The sequence below is a fragment of the Streptomyces profundus genome (assembly GCF_020740535.1).
Taxonomy (GTDB): domain Bacteria; phylum Actinomycetota; class Actinomycetes; order Streptomycetales; family Streptomycetaceae; genus Streptomyces; species Streptomyces profundus.
Map to the genome: position 1 here is coordinate 4,857,739 of NZ_CP082362.1, position 15,091 is coordinate 4,872,829.

15 protein-coding genes are annotated in these 15,091 nt (G+C 68.2%); 7 read left to right on the plus strand and 8 right to left on the minus strand.

Going from position 1 to position 15,091, the window contains the following annotated elements:
• Positions 1–13 precede the first annotated feature (13 nt).
• Entirely contained in the window at positions 14–1,198 is a 1,185-nt protein-coding gene (locus K4G22_RS21420) for an FtsW/RodA/SpoVE family cell cycle protein (RefSeq protein ID WP_425336805.1), read from the plus strand.
• A 118-nt stretch (positions 1,199–1,316) separates the two neighbouring features.
• Complete coding sequence (locus tag K4G22_RS21425; protein ID WP_228081945.1) at positions 1,317–3,239, plus strand: TIGR03960 family B12-binding radical SAM protein; 1,923 nt, start codon at positions 1,317–1,319, stop codon at positions 3,237–3,239.
• Between the two features lie 546 nt (positions 3,240–3,785).
• On the opposite strand, the gene K4G22_RS21430 is transcribed toward K4G22_RS21425, so the two are convergent.
• The 3 genes from K4G22_RS21430 to K4G22_RS21440 all read right to left on the minus strand — a co-directional run bounded on the left by K4G22_RS21430 (position 3,786) and on the right by K4G22_RS21440 (position 5,676).
• Positions 3,786–4,475 (minus strand): hypothetical protein, encoded by a 690-nt coding sequence (locus K4G22_RS21430; RefSeq protein WP_228081946.1) that lies wholly within the window; start codon positions 4,473–4,475, stop codon positions 3,786–3,788.
• The gene (locus K4G22_RS21435; RefSeq protein WP_228081947.1) at positions 4,472–4,918 is read right to left on the minus strand and encodes a hypothetical protein; all 447 of its coding nucleotides are present in this window, start codon (positions 4,916–4,918) and stop codon (positions 4,472–4,474) included. Before K4G22_RS21435 ends, K4G22_RS21430 begins: the two co-directional genes overlap by 4 nt.
• Positions 4,919–5,373: 455 nt before the next feature.
• A complete protein-coding gene (locus tag K4G22_RS21440; protein ID WP_228081948.1) occupies positions 5,374–5,676 on the minus strand; it encodes a helix-turn-helix domain-containing protein in 303 nt (100 codons plus the stop codon).
• Positions 5,677–6,015: 339 nt separating this feature from the next.
• Between K4G22_RS21440 and K4G22_RS21445 the strand changes: the two genes are divergently transcribed.
• The 4 genes from K4G22_RS21445 (at position 6,016) to K4G22_RS21460 (ending at position 9,219) form a co-directional block, all read left to right on the plus strand.
• Entirely contained in the window at positions 6,016–7,215 is a 1,200-nt protein-coding gene (locus K4G22_RS21445; RefSeq protein WP_228081949.1) for a putative T7SS-secreted protein, read from the plus strand.
• Between the two features lie 435 nt (positions 7,216–7,650).
• Positions 7,651–8,232: a hypothetical protein gene (locus tag K4G22_RS21450; protein WP_228081950.1), complete on the plus strand. Its 582-nt coding sequence runs from the start codon at positions 7,651–7,653 to the stop codon at positions 8,230–8,232.
• Entirely contained in the window at positions 8,232–8,867 is a 636-nt protein-coding gene (locus K4G22_RS21455; protein WP_228081951.1) for a hypothetical protein, read from the plus strand. The genes K4G22_RS21450 and K4G22_RS21455 overlap by 1 nt, the downstream gene beginning before the upstream one ends.
• 58 nt (positions 8,868–8,925) lie before the next feature.
• Entirely contained in the window at positions 8,926–9,219 is a 294-nt protein-coding gene (locus K4G22_RS21460) for a hypothetical protein (RefSeq protein ID WP_228081952.1), read from the plus strand.
• Positions 9,220–9,513: 294 nt separating this feature from the next.
• On the opposite strand, the gene K4G22_RS21465 is transcribed toward K4G22_RS21460, so the two are convergent.
• Entirely contained in the window at positions 9,514–10,359 is an 846-nt protein-coding gene (locus tag K4G22_RS21465; protein ID WP_228081953.1) for a DUF899 family protein, read from the minus strand.
• Positions 10,360–10,876: 517 nt separating this feature from the next.
• Here K4G22_RS21465 and K4G22_RS21470 point away from each other — a divergent pair.
• Positions 10,877–11,017: a hypothetical protein gene (locus K4G22_RS21470; RefSeq protein WP_228081954.1), complete on the plus strand. Its 141-nt coding sequence runs from the start codon at positions 10,877–10,879 to the stop codon at positions 11,015–11,017.
• A 262-nt stretch (positions 11,018–11,279) separates the two neighbouring features.
• On the opposite strand, the gene K4G22_RS21475 is transcribed toward K4G22_RS21470, so the two are convergent.
• The 4 genes from K4G22_RS21475 to K4G22_RS21490 all read right to left on the minus strand — a co-directional run bounded on the left by K4G22_RS21475 (position 11,280) and on the right by K4G22_RS21490 (position 15,063).
• Positions 11,280–12,275, minus strand: a complete 996-nt coding sequence (locus tag K4G22_RS21475; RefSeq protein WP_228081955.1) for a pirin family protein — start codon at positions 12,273–12,275, stop codon at positions 11,280–11,282.
• Positions 12,272–12,745, minus strand: a complete 474-nt coding sequence (locus K4G22_RS21480; RefSeq protein WP_228081956.1) for a carboxymuconolactone decarboxylase family protein — start codon at positions 12,743–12,745, stop codon at positions 12,272–12,274. The genes K4G22_RS21475 and K4G22_RS21480 overlap by 4 nt, the downstream gene beginning before the upstream one ends.
• Positions 12,746–12,826: 81 nt before the next feature.
• Positions 12,827–13,669: an alpha/beta fold hydrolase gene (locus K4G22_RS21485; protein WP_228081957.1), complete on the minus strand. Its 843-nt coding sequence runs from the start codon at positions 13,667–13,669 to the stop codon at positions 12,827–12,829.
• Between the two features lie 65 nt (positions 13,670–13,734).
• A complete protein-coding gene (locus tag K4G22_RS21490; protein ID WP_228081958.1) occupies positions 13,735–15,063 on the minus strand; it encodes a glutaminase in 1,329 nt (442 codons plus the stop codon).
• Between the last annotated feature and the right edge of the window lie 28 nt (positions 15,064–15,091).

Consider the following 15,091-nt stretch of genomic DNA (forward strand, 5'->3'; position numbering starts at 1 on the left):
CCAGCCGTTGAGCATCCACCGTCTCACCGTCGACCGGCTGGCCCCGGATCGCGGCACCTGGCGACGGCTGACCGCGCGGGACTCCGTCCTGCGCCGCGTGGACTGGGTCCTGCTGCTGGCGGCGCTCGCGCTGTCCGTGCTCGGCATCCTGTTGATCTGGTCGGCGACCAGGAACCGCACCGAGATCAACGGGGGCGATCCGCACTTCTTCCTGGTCAGGCAGGGCATCAACCTGGCGCTCGGGCTGACGCTGGCCGCCGGCGTGATGTGGCTGGGCCATCACCGACTCAGGTCGGCCGTCCCGCTGTTCTTCGCGCTGTCCATGGGCTTCATGCTGCTGGTGTTCACGCCGCTGGGCACGGAGATCAACGGGCAGCGGGCCTGGCTCTCCATCGCCGGCTACACCCTGCAACCCGGCGAGTTCGCCAAGGTCGCGATCATCCTCGGGATGGCGGTGATACTGGCCGACCAGGTCGACGCCGGGGACCGCGAGTTCCCCAGCCGCCGGGCGGTGCTCCAGGCGCTGGCCCTGGCCGCGGCCCCGCTCTGTGTCGTCGTGATCGACGACATGGGCATGGCCATGGTGATCAGCGTGATCGTGCTCGGGATACTGCTGGCCTCGGGGGCCTCCCTGAAGTGGTCGATCGGGCTGATCCTCGCCGGGGTCGCCGCGGCGCTGACGATCTGGACGCTCGGGGTGCTGGACGACTACCAGATCGACCGGTTCGCCGCGTTCGCCGACCCGTCCAGGGATCCGTCGGGCGTCGGCTACAACACCAACCAGGCCAGGATCACGATCGGTTCGGGCGGCCTGGAGGGCAAGGGCCTCTTCCAGGGCACCCAGACCACCGGGCAGTTCGTCCCCGAGCAGCACACGGACTTCATCTTCACCGTGGCCGGCGAGGAGCTGGGCTTCATCGGCGCCGGCGGGATCATCGTCCTGATCGGCGTCGTGCTCTGGCGGGCGCTGCGCATCGCCAGGGGCAGCACGGAGCTCTATGGCACGATCATCGCGGCCGGCATCGTCGCGTGGTTCGCGTTCCAGTGCTTCGAGAACATCGGGATGGCGCTGGGCATCATGCCGGTCGCCGGGGTGCCGTTGCCGTTCCTCTCCTATGGCGGCACCGCCATGTTCGCGGTGTGGATCGCCATAGGGCTGTTGCAGTCGGTGCGGATGAAGCGTCCGCTGTCCGCCTGAGCGCGCGTTCGCGGTGCGCTGGGGCCGGCGGCGGCGGGGCTGTGCTCCGGCGGCCGGTACGCTGAGGGGTCCAGCCTTCGTCATCGGTCATCCGTCATCGTCGCGAAAGACGTCAGCCATGCCCATCGAGTCGGTCTTCCCTCGCCTGGAGGCCCTCCTCCCGCACGTCCAGAAGCCGATCCAGTACGTCGGCGGTGAGCTGAACTCCACCGTCAAGGACTGGGACGCGTGTGATGTCCGCTGGGCGTTGATGTACCCGGACGCCTACGAGGTCGGGCTGCCCAACCAGGGCGTGATGATCCTCTACGAGGTGCTCAACGAGCGCCCCGAGGTGCTGGCCGAGCGCACCTACAGCGTCTGGCCCGACCTGGAGAAGCTGATGCGGGAGCACGACGTCCCGCAGTTCACCGTGGACGCGCACCGGCCGGTGGGGGCGTTCGACCTGCTGGGCGTCTCCTTCTCCACGGAGTTGGGGTACACCAACCTGCTGACCGCGCTGGATCTGGCGGGCATCCCGCTGTCCGCCGCGGACCGCACCGAGGACCACCCGGTGGTGGTCGCGGGCGGGCACGCGGCGTTCAACCCGGAGCCGATCGCCGAGTTCATCGACTGCGCGGTGATCGGCGACGGCGAGCAGGCCGTGCTGACGATGAGCGATATCGTCCGCGACTGGAAGCGGGAGGGCCGCCCCGGCGGCCGGGAGGAGCTGCTGATGCGGCTCGCCCGCACCGGCGGCGTCTACGTTCCGGCCTTCTACGACGTGGAGTACCTCCCGGACGGCCGCATCTCCCGCGTGGTGCCCAACCGTTCGGGCGTGCCGTGGCGGGTGTCCAAGCACACCGTGATGGACCTCGACGAGTGGCCCTACCCGAAGCAGCCGCTGGTGCCGCTGGCCGAGACGGTGCACGAGCGGATGTCCGTGGAGATCTTCCGGGGCTGCACCCGGGGCTGCCGCTTCTGCCAGGCGGGCATGATCACGCGGCCGGTGCGGGAACGTTCGATCACCGGCATCGGCGAAATGGTCGACAAGGGGCTCAAGGCGACTGGTTTCGAAGAAGTCGGGCTGCTGTCGCTCTCCTCGGCCGACCACAGCGAGATCGCCGATGTGGCGGGCGGGCTCGCCGACCGATACGAGAAGGACAAGATCGGTCTCTCCCTGCCCTCGACCCGGGTGGACGCGTTCAACATCGATCTGGCCAACGAGCTGACCCGCAACGGTCGCCGTTCCGGGCTGACCTTCGCGCCCGAGGGCGGCAGCGAGCGCATCCGCAAGGTCATCAACAAGATGGTCTCCGAGGACGACCTGATCCGCACCGTCGCCACCGCCTACGGCAACGGCTGGCGCCAGGTGAAGCTCTACTTCATGTGCGGGCTGCCGACCGAGACCGACGAGGACGTGCTGGAGATCGCCAGCATGGCGACCCGGGTGATCGCCAAGGGCCGCGAGGTGTCCGGCTCCAACGACATCCGCTGCACCGTCTCCATCGGCGGCTTCGTACCCAAACCGCACACCCCGTTCCAGTGGGCGCCCCAGCTCTCCGCGGAGGAGACGGACGCCCGCCTCGGCAAGCTGCGCGACGCCATCCGCGAGGACAAGCGCTACGGCCGCTCCATCGGCTTCCGCTACCACGACGGCAAGCCAGGCGTCGTCGAAGGTCTCCTCTCCCGAGGCGACCGCCGCGTCGGCTCCGTCATCCGCGCCGTCTGGGAGGCCGGTGGCCGCTTCGACGGCTGGCGCGAGTTCTTCTCCTACGACCAGTGGATGACCGCCGCCGTCCCCGCCCTCGCCACCTTCGGCGTCGACGTCGACTGGTACACCACCAGGGAGCGCACCTACGAGGAGGTCCTCCCCTGGGACCACCTCGACTCGGGCCTCGACAAGGACTGGCTCTGGGAGGACTGGCAGGACGCCCTCGACGAAACCGAGGTCGAGGACTGCCGCTGGACCCCCTGCTTCGACTGCGGCGTCTGCCCGCAAATGGACACATCCATCCAAATCGGCCCAACTGGGAAGAAGCTGCTGCCACTTCAGGTGCTGTGAGTCTCTGACCTGCGGGAACCCTGACGAGGATCCTCCGGCTTCTGGCGGGGCTGCCTGAGGCCGAACGGGGCTGCTCGCTTGGCTCGGTGCCGGCCGTCGTGCTGAGCGTCGGCCGGCACCTTCCTCGTCCCCTTCCCGGCCGTTGCCGTCGCCCCGGCGGCAGCCGGAGGTTGAGAGCGTGGTGGAGTGGGTTTAGGGGTCTGCCTGTGCATGCGCCGGTTCATATCCGGTCAGGGGTTTCCGTGGATTTTCCGCTGGTACGACAACGCTGCCAGGAGCGCCCTCTTGGGACGGTTGCTCGCGGATTTCAGCAACACTCCGGGCTCGGCGACACAACCCACGGAACGCTGCAAAGCTCCGGTTCCTCGCCTCTCCGAGATCTGCGGTCCTCATCGCCCCTACGAGGGGTCGCAACGGGTGACCCGGTACCTGGGCCCCCATGAGTTGGTGGCGTCCTCATCGTCCTTATGAGGGGTTAACCGGCCTGGGGGACGTGATGCGCGGGCGGGTTTTTCCTTCGGCCCACGTCCTGAGGCGACTTGTCAGTCATTTCGCCAGTCGGAACAACAGGGTCAGAAGGACAAGGGCGCACATGGGCCCGTGCTCGTCGAGGGTGTCCTCACTGACACGCCAGCCGATCATGTCGCGCACCAGAATCTTTTCTGAGCCGATCCTCAGGGAGTGGCGCCCAACGTGGTATACGGTCAGGCCGGAGGCGTCGTGTACTTGGACCTCCACCTTCTCCCCTTTGCGGAGAATCCTGAGGTCCCGACTCACTCCGCCGGGCGGAATCCACACGCCCGCGAGGGGCTCTTTCCTTAGTCGGTGTCCCATGGGTCCGGGGGCCCTCGGAAGCTGGGGGACAATCACCACCTCCCTCCCTTCCGTGTCGCGCAGCGTGCCGCGAAGGCTCTCTACTCGGCTCGCGATCTCCAACTCGTACTGACGGTCGCCCAACTGGAGTCGCCGGTGATCGTTCTCAGTCCCGCTGCCCCGTGTCCGGGCGATGCGGACATCTGCCATGCCGGTAGCGGTGGCCCGCGCCCGTAGTGCCTGACTGGCGCGCCAGAAGCCGATCGCTCCGATCCACAGCCCCAGAACGATGCAGATCAACGCACCCCACGCATATACGGCCAGAACGTCGTCCGCGTAGATGCCGTAGGCGAGCACGAACGCGTAGAAGAACGCAGCCCACCCGCCTCCTGAACGTAGGGCAGTCCGTGTCCGCAGACTCATTCTTGATGCCTCCTGGCCTGAAGCCAATTCCATACGTACTTCGCGGGCCGCTCACCGAACTTGTGCACAAACCATGACTGGAAGCCAGCACCCGGTATCGAAGTCAGTGCCCACTCCAGAGTCTTGAGCGGGGTCACCTGTTCATTGGTTGCCAGGGCCATGCTCGAGTGCGCTCCAGCGCCGACAACTGCCCCAGCGGCAATTCCTGCCATGACCACGCAACCGAGTCCAGCTGATGCTCCACATGCCGCCACGGCTGCGCTAGCGGCAACAAAAGAGACGCCGACCCCAAGAGCCTGGTGCCCAACTGTACGCAGAAGTCCCTCGTTGCGCCCAAGCCACCCCGCGACCGGCTCCTTCACGCTCTCGTTGAGCCAGTCCATGCCGCGTCCCACGGTGGCGTCGGCGACGCCGTGCCAGTTGCCAGCCAGCAGGCTGGTCATGAAATCGGCGCGCTTTTCCTGTTGGGCTCGCTGGGCGGTGGCCTGGGCGCGTTTCTCCGCCTTTTGCTGGGTGATGCGGGCGTCTTGCGCTCGGGCGGTCTGTTGTTGGGCGGTGCCGACGCAGCCGGGGTCTCGGGCACAGACGTACTGGACGCGTTGCTTCTGTTGGATGTAGCGGGGGGCGGGGGTGCCGCCGAGGGAGCGGGTGATTTTCTCCGGAGGCCAAGAAGTTCTTCCCCGCGCTGAAGGAGGAGCTGAACGTCGCGTTCCCCGAGCACGGCGGCGTCTGCGAACACCTCGCCTCGCCACCTGCTACCGGCCACCCCCACCAGGCCGTCGCCCACGCCCGGTGCTGGAACGCGACCTTTGACCGAGCAGTGCTCGGGACAGAGCGGGGCAAGAGGAACCCTGCCTTGATCAAAGCGGAGTGATGGGGAGGCACGCGAGGTCGGTCACTAATCGGTCCTGTGGTTAGGCGGGGGACCGTGAAGGTCTCCCAACTGGTCGGCGTACAGCTGCGTGGCAGCCACGGCCTTCTTGTCCAGGCAGGTGAGCTGCATCGCGTGTTTGACTGCGCCGCGGACCAGGAGTTGGTCGTCCAGGTCCTGTTCCAGCTTGCGGATCCGCAGCGTCACCGTGCCCGGATCGAGGTCCGCGTCGCGGGGGAACGCCGTCAGGGTGGCCTTGCGCAGCGCCGTATTGACCGCATCATCCCTGGGAGCGGTTGCAACCGCTCCTGCCCAACGCCTGTCGCACAACTTCCGCTGGGCACCTTGAGTGAGGGGTGCAAGGCCGCCCACGGCTCAGCAGCGTCTGCGAGCAGTCGTTCCGTGTCGTTCTTTCGTTGCGGCAGACCAGCGTTGACCAGCGGAGTGTTATGGGGTGGATACCCAGTGGCACAGTTGATCGACTCGCTGGTAATACTGGGTGATACCTCTCCGGTGCATGCACGTCACTTTGTGTGGTGGCCTCTTTGGGGTGCCCGCACACACGGTTGGGGTGCGGGAGTTGGGCTACTGACTGTCATCGACGAGTCACGAGGGGGGCCAAGTGGTGGGTGTCGTGTTGTTCGAGTGCTGCGGGCAGGGGGGTATCGGATGAACCTTTTCCCGTCGGTGCCGGTGGAACCAGATGCCGAGCAGGCTGGCCAGTACCCGGCGTTGGGCTTCGTGCCCTGTCCGGGGCGACAGGGGGCCATTGACCATGTGGCCGAGCAGGTTAGAGGTACTACCACCGCGCTGGGCGATATCGTCGCGTTGCTGCGTGGGACCGGGCAGGGGCAGTGGCGTGGCCGGTCGGCTGAGGCGTTCCGGGAGCGGTTCGATGACGATTTCAAGCCCAAGGTCGAGCAGGTCCATGAGTCGTTCCTGACGGCTGCCCAGGCGTTGGAGGAGTGGGCTGAGTTCGTTCCGGGGCAGCAGCGGGTGGCTCGCTCCCTGGAGGGGCAGGCCCAGCGCATCCAGACCTCCCTGGACGCGCTGCCGCCCGCGCCAAGTTGGAACGAGCTTCTCGGCCGCGAGGATGACGAAGCGGACGAGGAAGAGGCCGAACGGGCCGCGCAGGAGCGGATGCAACTGCTCCAGGAGCGTCAACAGTTGCAGGACCAACTGGCCGAGGTACGCGAGCAGGCAGAGCGGTTGCGCGAGGGTTTCATCGAGCATGGGGACGATATCGCCGATCGCATCGCCCGGGCCATGGCGATGGCCCCGAACGAGCCGGGCTTCTTCTCCCGGCTGGGCAGCGCCCTGATCGATGCGGCCACTGAGATAATTGAGGCGGTCGGCGAGATTGCCAGCGCCGTCGGAGAGTGGATCATCGAGCACGCGGAGATGATTGCCACCATCGGCGATGTGCTGTCATTCCTCAGCACTGTGGCCGCCTGGGGTGCGCTGGTGCTGACCTTCACCGGGCCGATCGGCTGGCTGGGTGCCGCCGGACTGTCCGCCGTTGCCACGGGATTGGCGGTAGGGGCGCTGACCTTCCACGGGGTAGCCGCACTGGGCGGGGCGGATGTCCCGCTGCGGTCGTTCGGGCAGGACATCCTGGGCTCGATTCCGGTGATCGGCGCCTTCGGACGCACTGCCTATGCCCTGGCCAGGACCCCTACCGCGAAACTGCTGGGCCATCTCGGCACCCTGGACAGCACGCTCGGGCTGATCGAGGACCCCTCGGTCGTCGAGAATTTCGTGCCGCCCCAACCCATCGAATGGGGAGAACATTTCCGTGGTGGAGCGCTGCTCGGTGGCTTCGATACCGCCTGGCGTCGTCGGATCCCGGAAGAAGCAGCCGTGCGTTGACTGGGTCCGATTCATGCCTGTCGACGCCCCCGGCCCTGGTTCGGCGGCGCCTGGGACATGGAGGTGAAGGTGTGGTTGCCGATGCCTGAAACAGCGCGGGGGGTACGTAGCAGTCGCACGGTGGGCCAGGAAGCGGTGAGGTTCCCCGAACCGGCGCGGGCGTTGTTGACGATGCCGCTGCTCACATTCGAGGCGGGTTGTCCACCGACGGTGGGGGGTGGGCCGAACCCTATCTCGGGTTGGGCTTGCTCCATGTGGTGGACGGCCTGGGGGAATGGGGGCGTCTGGTGGCGCTGGGGACCGCTGGCAGGGTGAGTTGGCCAGGTGGAGAGTGCGTTGCCGATTCGAGGCTGTGAAGGCAACTGAGGTGGCCGATGCGTGGACGGTTCGGTCCGTGCGTCAGCGATGACCGCAAAGGGAATGGAGAATGGGTCGGTGGCCGATAAGGACTATGTTCCGTGCTTCGACGGGGCGGAGCGTGTCGAAGTAGCGCTTTACTCGCACGCTCATCTGGCAATCGCGATCGCCCACGAGATGGGCTACAACCTCACTGGTTACGGGTCGAGTTGGGGCCGAGGGCCCACCGAGCTGACGTTCACCAGAGACGACAGTGAGGTTGCCCGGCGGCGCGCGGCCTCAGCGCGGTACCACTATGGCGTGAACGGTGCCTGGTGGGCGGCGGCGCTGCCGCCGAACGCGCATCCCGGGGCACTCTCGCCACAGGAGGCGGGCAAGGCCAGGCTGAAGCTCTTCCTGCTCACGCGCCGTTCGCTTCGCGCCACCCGGTTGCGGCTGGCGATCGCCGAGGTGCTGGTGATGGCGGTCACCGGGTACTTCCTCGTCGCCGCCTGGCCGTTGGCCCTGCTGACCGGTGGCTTCGGCGTCGCGTTGCTGGTTGCGACGCCCCTGACCCAGCGGCGGCGCGGTGCGGCCGAGGTGCGGCACCGGACCGAGATGGAACGGTTCGAGGCACAGCGTGTGTTCTGGAGCTACGAGGAGAGAGGGGAGGGCAGCTGATGTTCGCGACTTTCGATACGCCCGAGTGGTTCGTCCAACTGCCCGTCGGAATGAGCCCGGAGGAGACTTACGCCTTCGCCGCCGAGCGGGTGCGGGCCTTCGCCGGCGGCGACGTCGAGCGCGAGCGGGCGTTTCTCACCGAAGTGCGGGGCTGTTCGCTGGCGTTGGAGCGGGCTGGGGTTGTCTACGCGGGGGCGGTGATGGGGTATCTGGAGGATGAGCTGTCGCTGGCGGTACTCACCGTTGCCGTTCAGGAGTTTGACTACGGTCCTGATGCCCGGGTCGCGGCTGAGGGCACCTTGCAGTCTCTGGTGGCGTCGCGTGGCCCGCTGTGGTCCGGCAATGTGTACCCGCTGCCCTGCGATCGGCCAGCCGCCGTGGTGACCGGGCCCCGGGTGTTCCGGCTGCGCGACATGGAGCCGTCCGATGTGCCCTTTGCGGAACTTCAGGCGCACGTCCCGGTTCCGGAGGGCACGAGCGCCGAGCGGCGGATGCTCACAGTCACCTTCAGCACGCCCGTGGCCAAGCACTGGGAACGGTATATGCCATTGCTGGTACAGCTGTTGCGCAGCCTCACTTTCTCCGAGACGGAGAACTCCGCGGCAGCCCAGGCATCGTTGACAGCCTTCGGCTGACTCGGTCCCTCCCCACCCGGGCACTGGACCACCTACCGAATCCCGAGAGGCAGTACCCATGAGCGGCAGCGATCTATATCTGGACTACGAGATGTTGAGCACCAACCGCGACAACATCCGCAGTATCGCTCAGCTGTTGGAACAGCCCTGCCGGGCGATGGCTGACGTCAACGGTTCTGACATGGGCGTGGATCGGCTGGAGCAGCGGATGGATGATTTCGGCGACGAATGGGAGTACGGCATCGGAAAGTTGGCCGAGTTCTCCGACGCGGCGGCCACATGCCTCGATGAGGTGCTGATCGCGTTCCGCGACATCGACGAGGCGCTGGCCAGCACCTTCGATGAGAGCTGAGCCCGCCCGCCTCGGCACCCACGTGATGCCGCCCCAAGGGAACCGGTGCGGCGCCCCGCCCGCGAAGATCCAAACGACGTGCCCCAGACCCAAGCTGGTGGAGGTTATTCAGGTGGCTGGATGGTTTGGTCTTGCTACGTTCGGCCCGGTCCGGGGCTCGGTGTCGTTCGGCGACATCGCGTGCACCGGGGAGCCGGTTCCCGCGCCGCCGCGGTACTGGTGCTCGCCCCCGTGGGAGCCGGGGGTTCTGGTCGGACGGGGGAGGTCGTCGCCGTCTGATCGCGCGTCACGTGATCAGTGGCAGTGGCAGTGACCGGGCTCGGTCGACGGGCCGGTGTCGCTGGTGCCCAGGTCATCGGAGTGGTCGGCGTCGACGCGCGGCCACTGTGCGGTGGGACGGCCGCCCGGCCACTCCCGCAGTGGCGGCCAGTCGGGAGCCCCGCCCAGGGTCCGCGTGGCCTGCCCGAGGCGTGGCCAGCCTGCCGGTGAGTCCTCCCAGTCCTCCTGACGCCCGAACACCGTGAGATCCATGAGCGCGTAGCTGTAGTCCACCGCCTCGGCCCCGCGACGCTTGGTCCAGTACGTCTCGAAGACACGGTCCCCGTCGCGCAGGTAGCACACCAGGTGGAACAGACCGAGCTCCCGGCCGACGAGAAGCGACGGGAGTGAGGGCTGGGCGGAGTACCACGGCATCGCCCAGCCCATGAAGGCGCGGTAGCGCAGGCTCTCCTCGTACGACGTCTGCGCGTCCCCGAAGCCGTAGGCCGTGTTCCGCCCCTGACAGAACACGGCGAAGGTGATGTCGCGGGAGTGTAGATAGGCCAGCTCGCCCACGTGGCTCATCACCCAGGTGCAGCCCTCGCACTGCTCGGCGGCTGGCCGGCCTGGCCACCACATGAAGTAGTAGGCGATCATCTGACGTCGCCCCTCGAACGCGTCCAGGAGCGTCACGGGGCCGTCCGGCCCCAGCAACGGGCTGTCCGCGGCCACCTCGACCATCGGGAGCCTGCGGCGCGCCGCGGCGATCGCGTCGCCTTCGTGGGTGTGGGCCTTCTCCCTCGCCCGCAGTCCCTCCAACCGCTGCTCGAAGGCCGCGCGGTCGACGATCGGCGGTTGCGTCTTGCTCGAGTTCTCGGACATCGGCGGCTCCTGGGATCGCTTCGTTGCGACGGGGGGTTGCGACTGCCGGCCACTCATCGGCAACGTAGTCGCCGGTCGCGATCGCCGTCACGCGCGATCCGACCTGTCGCTATCGTCTCCGAATATGCCAGCGAATTCCGGATGGGCTGGCTGACCAGCGCTTTCTGGCCCCGCTGTTGGGGTGGCGCGAGGTTCGAGAAGCCGAAACTCGTCGTGGGTGTGGTTGGCAGGTCCGCATTTTCCCTGGTCCGTCGGTCCGGGGCGGTCCGATCGTCGTCGAGTGTGGGCCTCGGTCGCTTCCGCGTCCTGGCGACGCGTGGCGCCAGCCCGGCCTCCGCCCGGCGGCGACGGGGCGGGGTTGACGCCTCCCGCGCGCCCCATGGTGGTGTCTGCCCGTGTGCCGCGCTCCTGTCCTGTCACATGTCGGGGTGCCGCGGTGTCTTACTGCTGAGACGAACACACCATCCAGCGAGCGGGGGGCTCGGTGGATGTTCCTACGGCTTCTCGGGAGTACTCCATGACACGCACGAAGAAGTTCATCGCGGCGCTCTGCCTCGCCCTCGGCCTCGTGGGCGCCGTCGCCGCTCCTGCCCTGGCCGACAAGCAGAGGCCCGTCCCCGGCGCCGACGTCGTCACGTTCGGCAACACCAAGCCGTGATCCAAGGGCCGCGATCGTTCCGGCCGGCCAAGCCAGGGGGCCGGCAGGCGCCGTCTCCTCGGCTCGGCCGGTACCGGCTCGGTGGCGATGTCGCGGTTCAGCCCGAGGACGGCGGCGCGATCTCCGCCGGGGACTACGCCCTCGGGCTCGTCGACCTGATCGAGAAGCGTGACCGCCACAGGGCACGGGGCGACCTCGGCCACCGAGCCGTTCCTGGGGAGGCGGCGAGGCGGTGGTCACCCGTGGTGCGAGGTCGATGCGCCTACGCGCGCGGGCGCATCCTGGAGTGCGGCAACGGCGGGGCCGGCAGGGGCGGTAGTTGACCGGGTGGGAACTCGCCGAACAGGGCGGGTTTGTCGGCGTCGATCGGATCGGCGGGTTCGAAGCCGAGCTCGGCCTGGTAGCGGCGCCGGTACTCGACGATCTCGTCGTGACCGCGTCCGACGAAGTTCCACCACATCACGATCTGTTCCCCCAGCGGGACGCCGCCCAGCAGGATGACGCGGGCCTCCGCGTCGCCCGCGGTGATGACCAGCGTCTCGGAACCGGGCGGGACGTAGGCGAGGGACCGATGGTCGACGACGGCCGAGTTCACCGTCACCTCGCCTCGTTCGGCGAGCACGGCGTGCTCGAAGTCGGTGCGCGTGGTCAGCCGAGCCGACGAGCCGGGGCGCAGTACGAGTTCGGCGCCGAGCAGGTCAGGTGTCCGCGTGTCGACCGGGGAGACCGAGCCGAGGAGCTCGCCGATGAACACGCGCGCCGTGACGCCGGGAAGCGTCACCGGCTCCGGGACGTAGTGCGTGAACGCGTTCTCGCTGAAACGTGTCTCGTCCGGCAGCGCGTACCAGAGCTGCACGCCGTGCGGGGCGCTCGACCCGGGGGCGCTGATCTCCTGGTGGGTGATGCCACGGCCCGCGATCATCAGGTTGAGCTCGCCGGGCACCACCGAGGCCGCGTTGCCGCCGGAGTCGAGGTGCTCGACGTGCCCGGCGAACAGCCAGGACACCGTCGCGAGACCGGTGTGCGGATGGCGCGGCACCTCCATCCCGTCGCTCTCCGCGACGTCGTCCGGGCCGAAGTGGTCCAGGAAGCACCACGAGCCCACCAGCGATCTCCGCCGCTGCGGGAGGGTCCGCCGCACCGTCATCGCCCGCACGCCGCCGAGCGGCACCAGGCGCGGCGTGAGGACCTCCACCGCCGTGCACGGCTGCCCCTGCTCCAGGACCTCCGGATGAGGGCGCGTCTCCAGGTTGGTCATCGAACGATCTTCCCTTCCGCGTCGCGGGGACGCACCGGATGTCCGCTGAGTATCGAGATGCGGTTGAAGGCGTTGATGGTGACCGCCACCCACTCGGCCGCGACGAACGCCTCCTCGCCGAGAACCGAGCGCGCGCCGAAGAGATCGGCGTCCGACTCCTCGGTGGTGGGGAGCGACGTGGCGGCTTCGGCCACCGCGAGCACCGCCCGCTGCCGATCGTCGAACAGCGGGCTCTCCCGCCAGGCCGGCAGCAGGTCCAGCTTCTGCTGCGCTATCCCGGCCTTCCTCGCCTCGCGCGCGTGCAGATCCATGCAGAAGGCGCACGCGTTGAGCTGCGACGCGCGCAGCTTGATGAACTCGACCTCCTGCGAGGAGAGTCCGCGCCCCAGCGCCGCCTCGCGGATCGCCGACGAGAACGCTCCCGCGGCCTGCCACGCCTCGGGCATGACCTTGTCCAAAAACGGACGCATCGTTTTTCCTCTTCCGCTGCGGCGGTGCCTGTTCTGTCTTCCGCTCTCAGGTGTACCTGGTTCGCCAGGGACGGCGGGCCCTCACTTCGTGAGGAAGTCGCGCAGCGCCGCGTTCACCTCGTCCGCGTGGGTCCAGAGCAGGCCGTGCGGCGCTCCCTCGATCTCGACGTAGTCGGCCTCGGGGAGGGCCCGGTGGAAGCGGCGCGCGGTGGCGTCGATCGGAAGGATGTTGTCCTTCGTTCCGTGCAGGATCAGTGCCGGCTTGGCGCTGGCGCGGACCGCTTCGACATCATCGCGGAAGTCCTCGATCCAGGCCGGGACCACGGCGTGCGCGGCCACCGGGGCGCTGCCGATCGCCACGTTCCAACTGCCGGCCACGGCCTCCGCGCTGATCCGTGTGCCGAGGTTCTCGTCGAGGTTGTAGAAGTCCTTGAAGAACTGCGTGAACCAGGCGTAGCGGTCCCTCTTCGCGGCTGCGGCGATGCCGTCGAAGACGGCCTGTGGCACTCCGTCCTGGTTGTCGTCGCGGGCGACGAGGAACGGTTCGAGTGAGGCGAGGAAGGCGAGCTTCGCGACGCGTTCGTGGCCGTGACGACGCACGTAGCGGGCGAGTTCCCCGGTGCCCATCGAGAAGCCGACCAGCGCGACGTCCCTCAGGTCGAGGGTCTCCAGGAGCGTGTTCAGGTCAGCGGCGAAGGTGTCGTAGTCGTATCCGGTGCCCACCTTCGACGACTGGCCGAACCCGCGACGGTCGTAGGTGATGACCCGGAAGCCCTGGGCCAACAGCTCGCTCGTCTGACGTTCCCAACTCCGGCCGTTCAGCGGATAGCCGTGGATCAGGACGACCGGCCGGCCCGAACCCTGGTCCTCGTAGTACAACTCGACCGGCGTGCCGTTCTCCGTGCCGACCGTGACGTAACCCATGATCCCTTCCCTCTCTGCGGATGTGTCGGCGCCGACGGCGCCGACGCGTGTGGGCGACGCGCTGTTCAGCGCGTCAGGCCCCGTTCGTTCGGGGCTGGTTCCGGGCCGGTGCCACGCGGGGAGCGCACCGCTTGTTCCACGGTGTCCACGACGGTGACTCGGCCTCCGTCGCCGGGGTCGGGATCGGGCAGGATCGACTCCGGGTCGACGAGGTAGACCTCGTGGCCGTCCAGCGTGAGCCGGCGCGCGACCTCCAGGAGCATGCGCCGTGCCACGTCGTCGATCGAGTGGACCATCGTGACGTCCAGCGCCACGCCGACTTCGGGGGGCGCGGAGTTCACGGCCTCCCGCACAACGCGCTCGGCTCCGGCGAAGCCGATCCCGCCCTGGAGTTGGAGGACCCGCAGCGCGTTCGGGCCGCCGCCGACGACGTGGTTGGAGCGCACCACCGCACGCGCGGCGGCCGGCACCCCCATCACATGCAGACCCATGTCGGAGGAGAACCGTTCGAACAGGGAGACCCCGCGAACGCTGTTCCCGTGGGGGTCCAGACGGGGCGAGAACGTGGCGATGCCGATCTGGCCGGGTAGCGCGCCGATCAGCCCGCCGGCCACGCCGCTCTTCGCGGGAATGCCGACCTGGGTCGCCCAGTCACCGGCCGCGTCGTACATTCCGCAGGTGAACATGACGCTCAGCACCTGACGTACCACCGGCTCGGGGATCACCCGCTCCCCCGTTAGGGGGTTCACCCCGCGGTTGGCCAGCGTCGCGGCCATCATGGCCAGATCCCGCGCGGTGACCAGCACGGAACACTGGCGGGTGTAGCCGTCGACGACGCTCCTCGGGTCCTCGGTGAGGATGTCGTGGCCGCGGAGCATGTGGGCGATGGCGAGGTTGCGGTGCGCGTGCTCCAGCTCCGAGGCGCACACCGCCTCGTCCGTCCTCAGCTGACGACCGGCGAACGCCGAGAGGCCGTGGACCACGCGCTCCACGCGCTCCGCCGGGTTGAGGTCCGCCGAGCCGGCCAGGGAGTGGGTCGTGATCGCGCCGGCGTTGATCATCGGATTGAGCGGGCGCCCGGTATCGCTTTCGAGGGAGATCTGGTTGAACGCCTCTCCCGAGGGCTCGACGCCGACTTTGGCGAGTACGGGGGCGAATCCACGATCGGACAGCGCCAGGGCATAGGCGAACGGTTTGGAGATCGATTGGATGGTGAACTCGGTGTCGATGTCACCAGCGCCGTAGACCTCGCCCTGCACCGTGGCGAAGACCGCGCCGAGGCGCTCGGGATCAGCCGCCGCGAGCTCCGGGATATACCCGGCCCGCTCGCCGGACGTATCCGACGCCACGTCTCCGAGCGCCTCGGCCAGATAGTCGGGAATGACCGACCGCATGCGTTTCTCCTGTTACCGGTTGTGCTCC

Coding starts and splice junctions, on each gene's coding strand:
- K4G22_RS21425 (WP_228081945.1), top strand. CDS start 1,317: ATGCCCATCGAGTCGGTCTTCCCTCGCCTGGAGGCCCTCCTCCCGCAC.
- K4G22_RS21430 (WP_228081946.1), bottom strand. CDS start 4,475: ATGAGTCTGCGGACACGGACTGCCCTACGTTCAGGAGGCGGGTGGGCT.
- K4G22_RS21435 (WP_228081947.1), bottom strand. CDS start 4,918: ATGACCAGCCTGCTGGCTGGCAACTGGCACGGCGTCGCCGACGCCACC.
- K4G22_RS21445 (WP_228081949.1), top strand. CDS start 6,016: ATGAACCTTTTCCCGTCGGTGCCGGTGGAACCAGATGCCGAGCAGGCT.
- K4G22_RS21455 (WP_228081951.1), top strand. CDS start 8,232: ATGTTCGCGACTTTCGATACGCCCGAGTGGTTCGTCCAACTGCCCGTC.
- K4G22_RS21460 (WP_228081952.1), top strand. CDS start 8,926: ATGAGCGGCAGCGATCTATATCTGGACTACGAGATGTTGAGCACCAAC.
- K4G22_RS21465 (WP_228081953.1), bottom strand. CDS start 10,359: ATGTCCGAGAACTCGAGCAAGACGCAACCGCCGATCGTCGACCGCGCG.
- K4G22_RS21470 (WP_228081954.1), top strand. CDS start 10,877: ATGACACGCACGAAGAAGTTCATCGCGGCGCTCTGCCTCGCCCTCGGC.
- K4G22_RS21475 (WP_228081955.1), bottom strand. CDS start 12,275: ATGACCAACCTGGAGACGCGCCCTCATCCGGAGGTCCTGGAGCAGGGG.
- K4G22_RS21480 (WP_228081956.1), bottom strand. CDS start 12,745: ATGCGTCCGTTTTTGGACAAGGTCATGCCCGAGGCGTGGCAGGCCGCG.
- K4G22_RS21485 (WP_228081957.1), bottom strand. CDS start 13,669: ATGGGTTACGTCACGGTCGGCACGGAGAACGGCACGCCGGTCGAGTTG.
- K4G22_RS21490 (WP_228081958.1), bottom strand. CDS start 15,063: ATGCGGTCGGTCATTCCCGACTATCTGGCCGAGGCGCTCGGAGACGTG.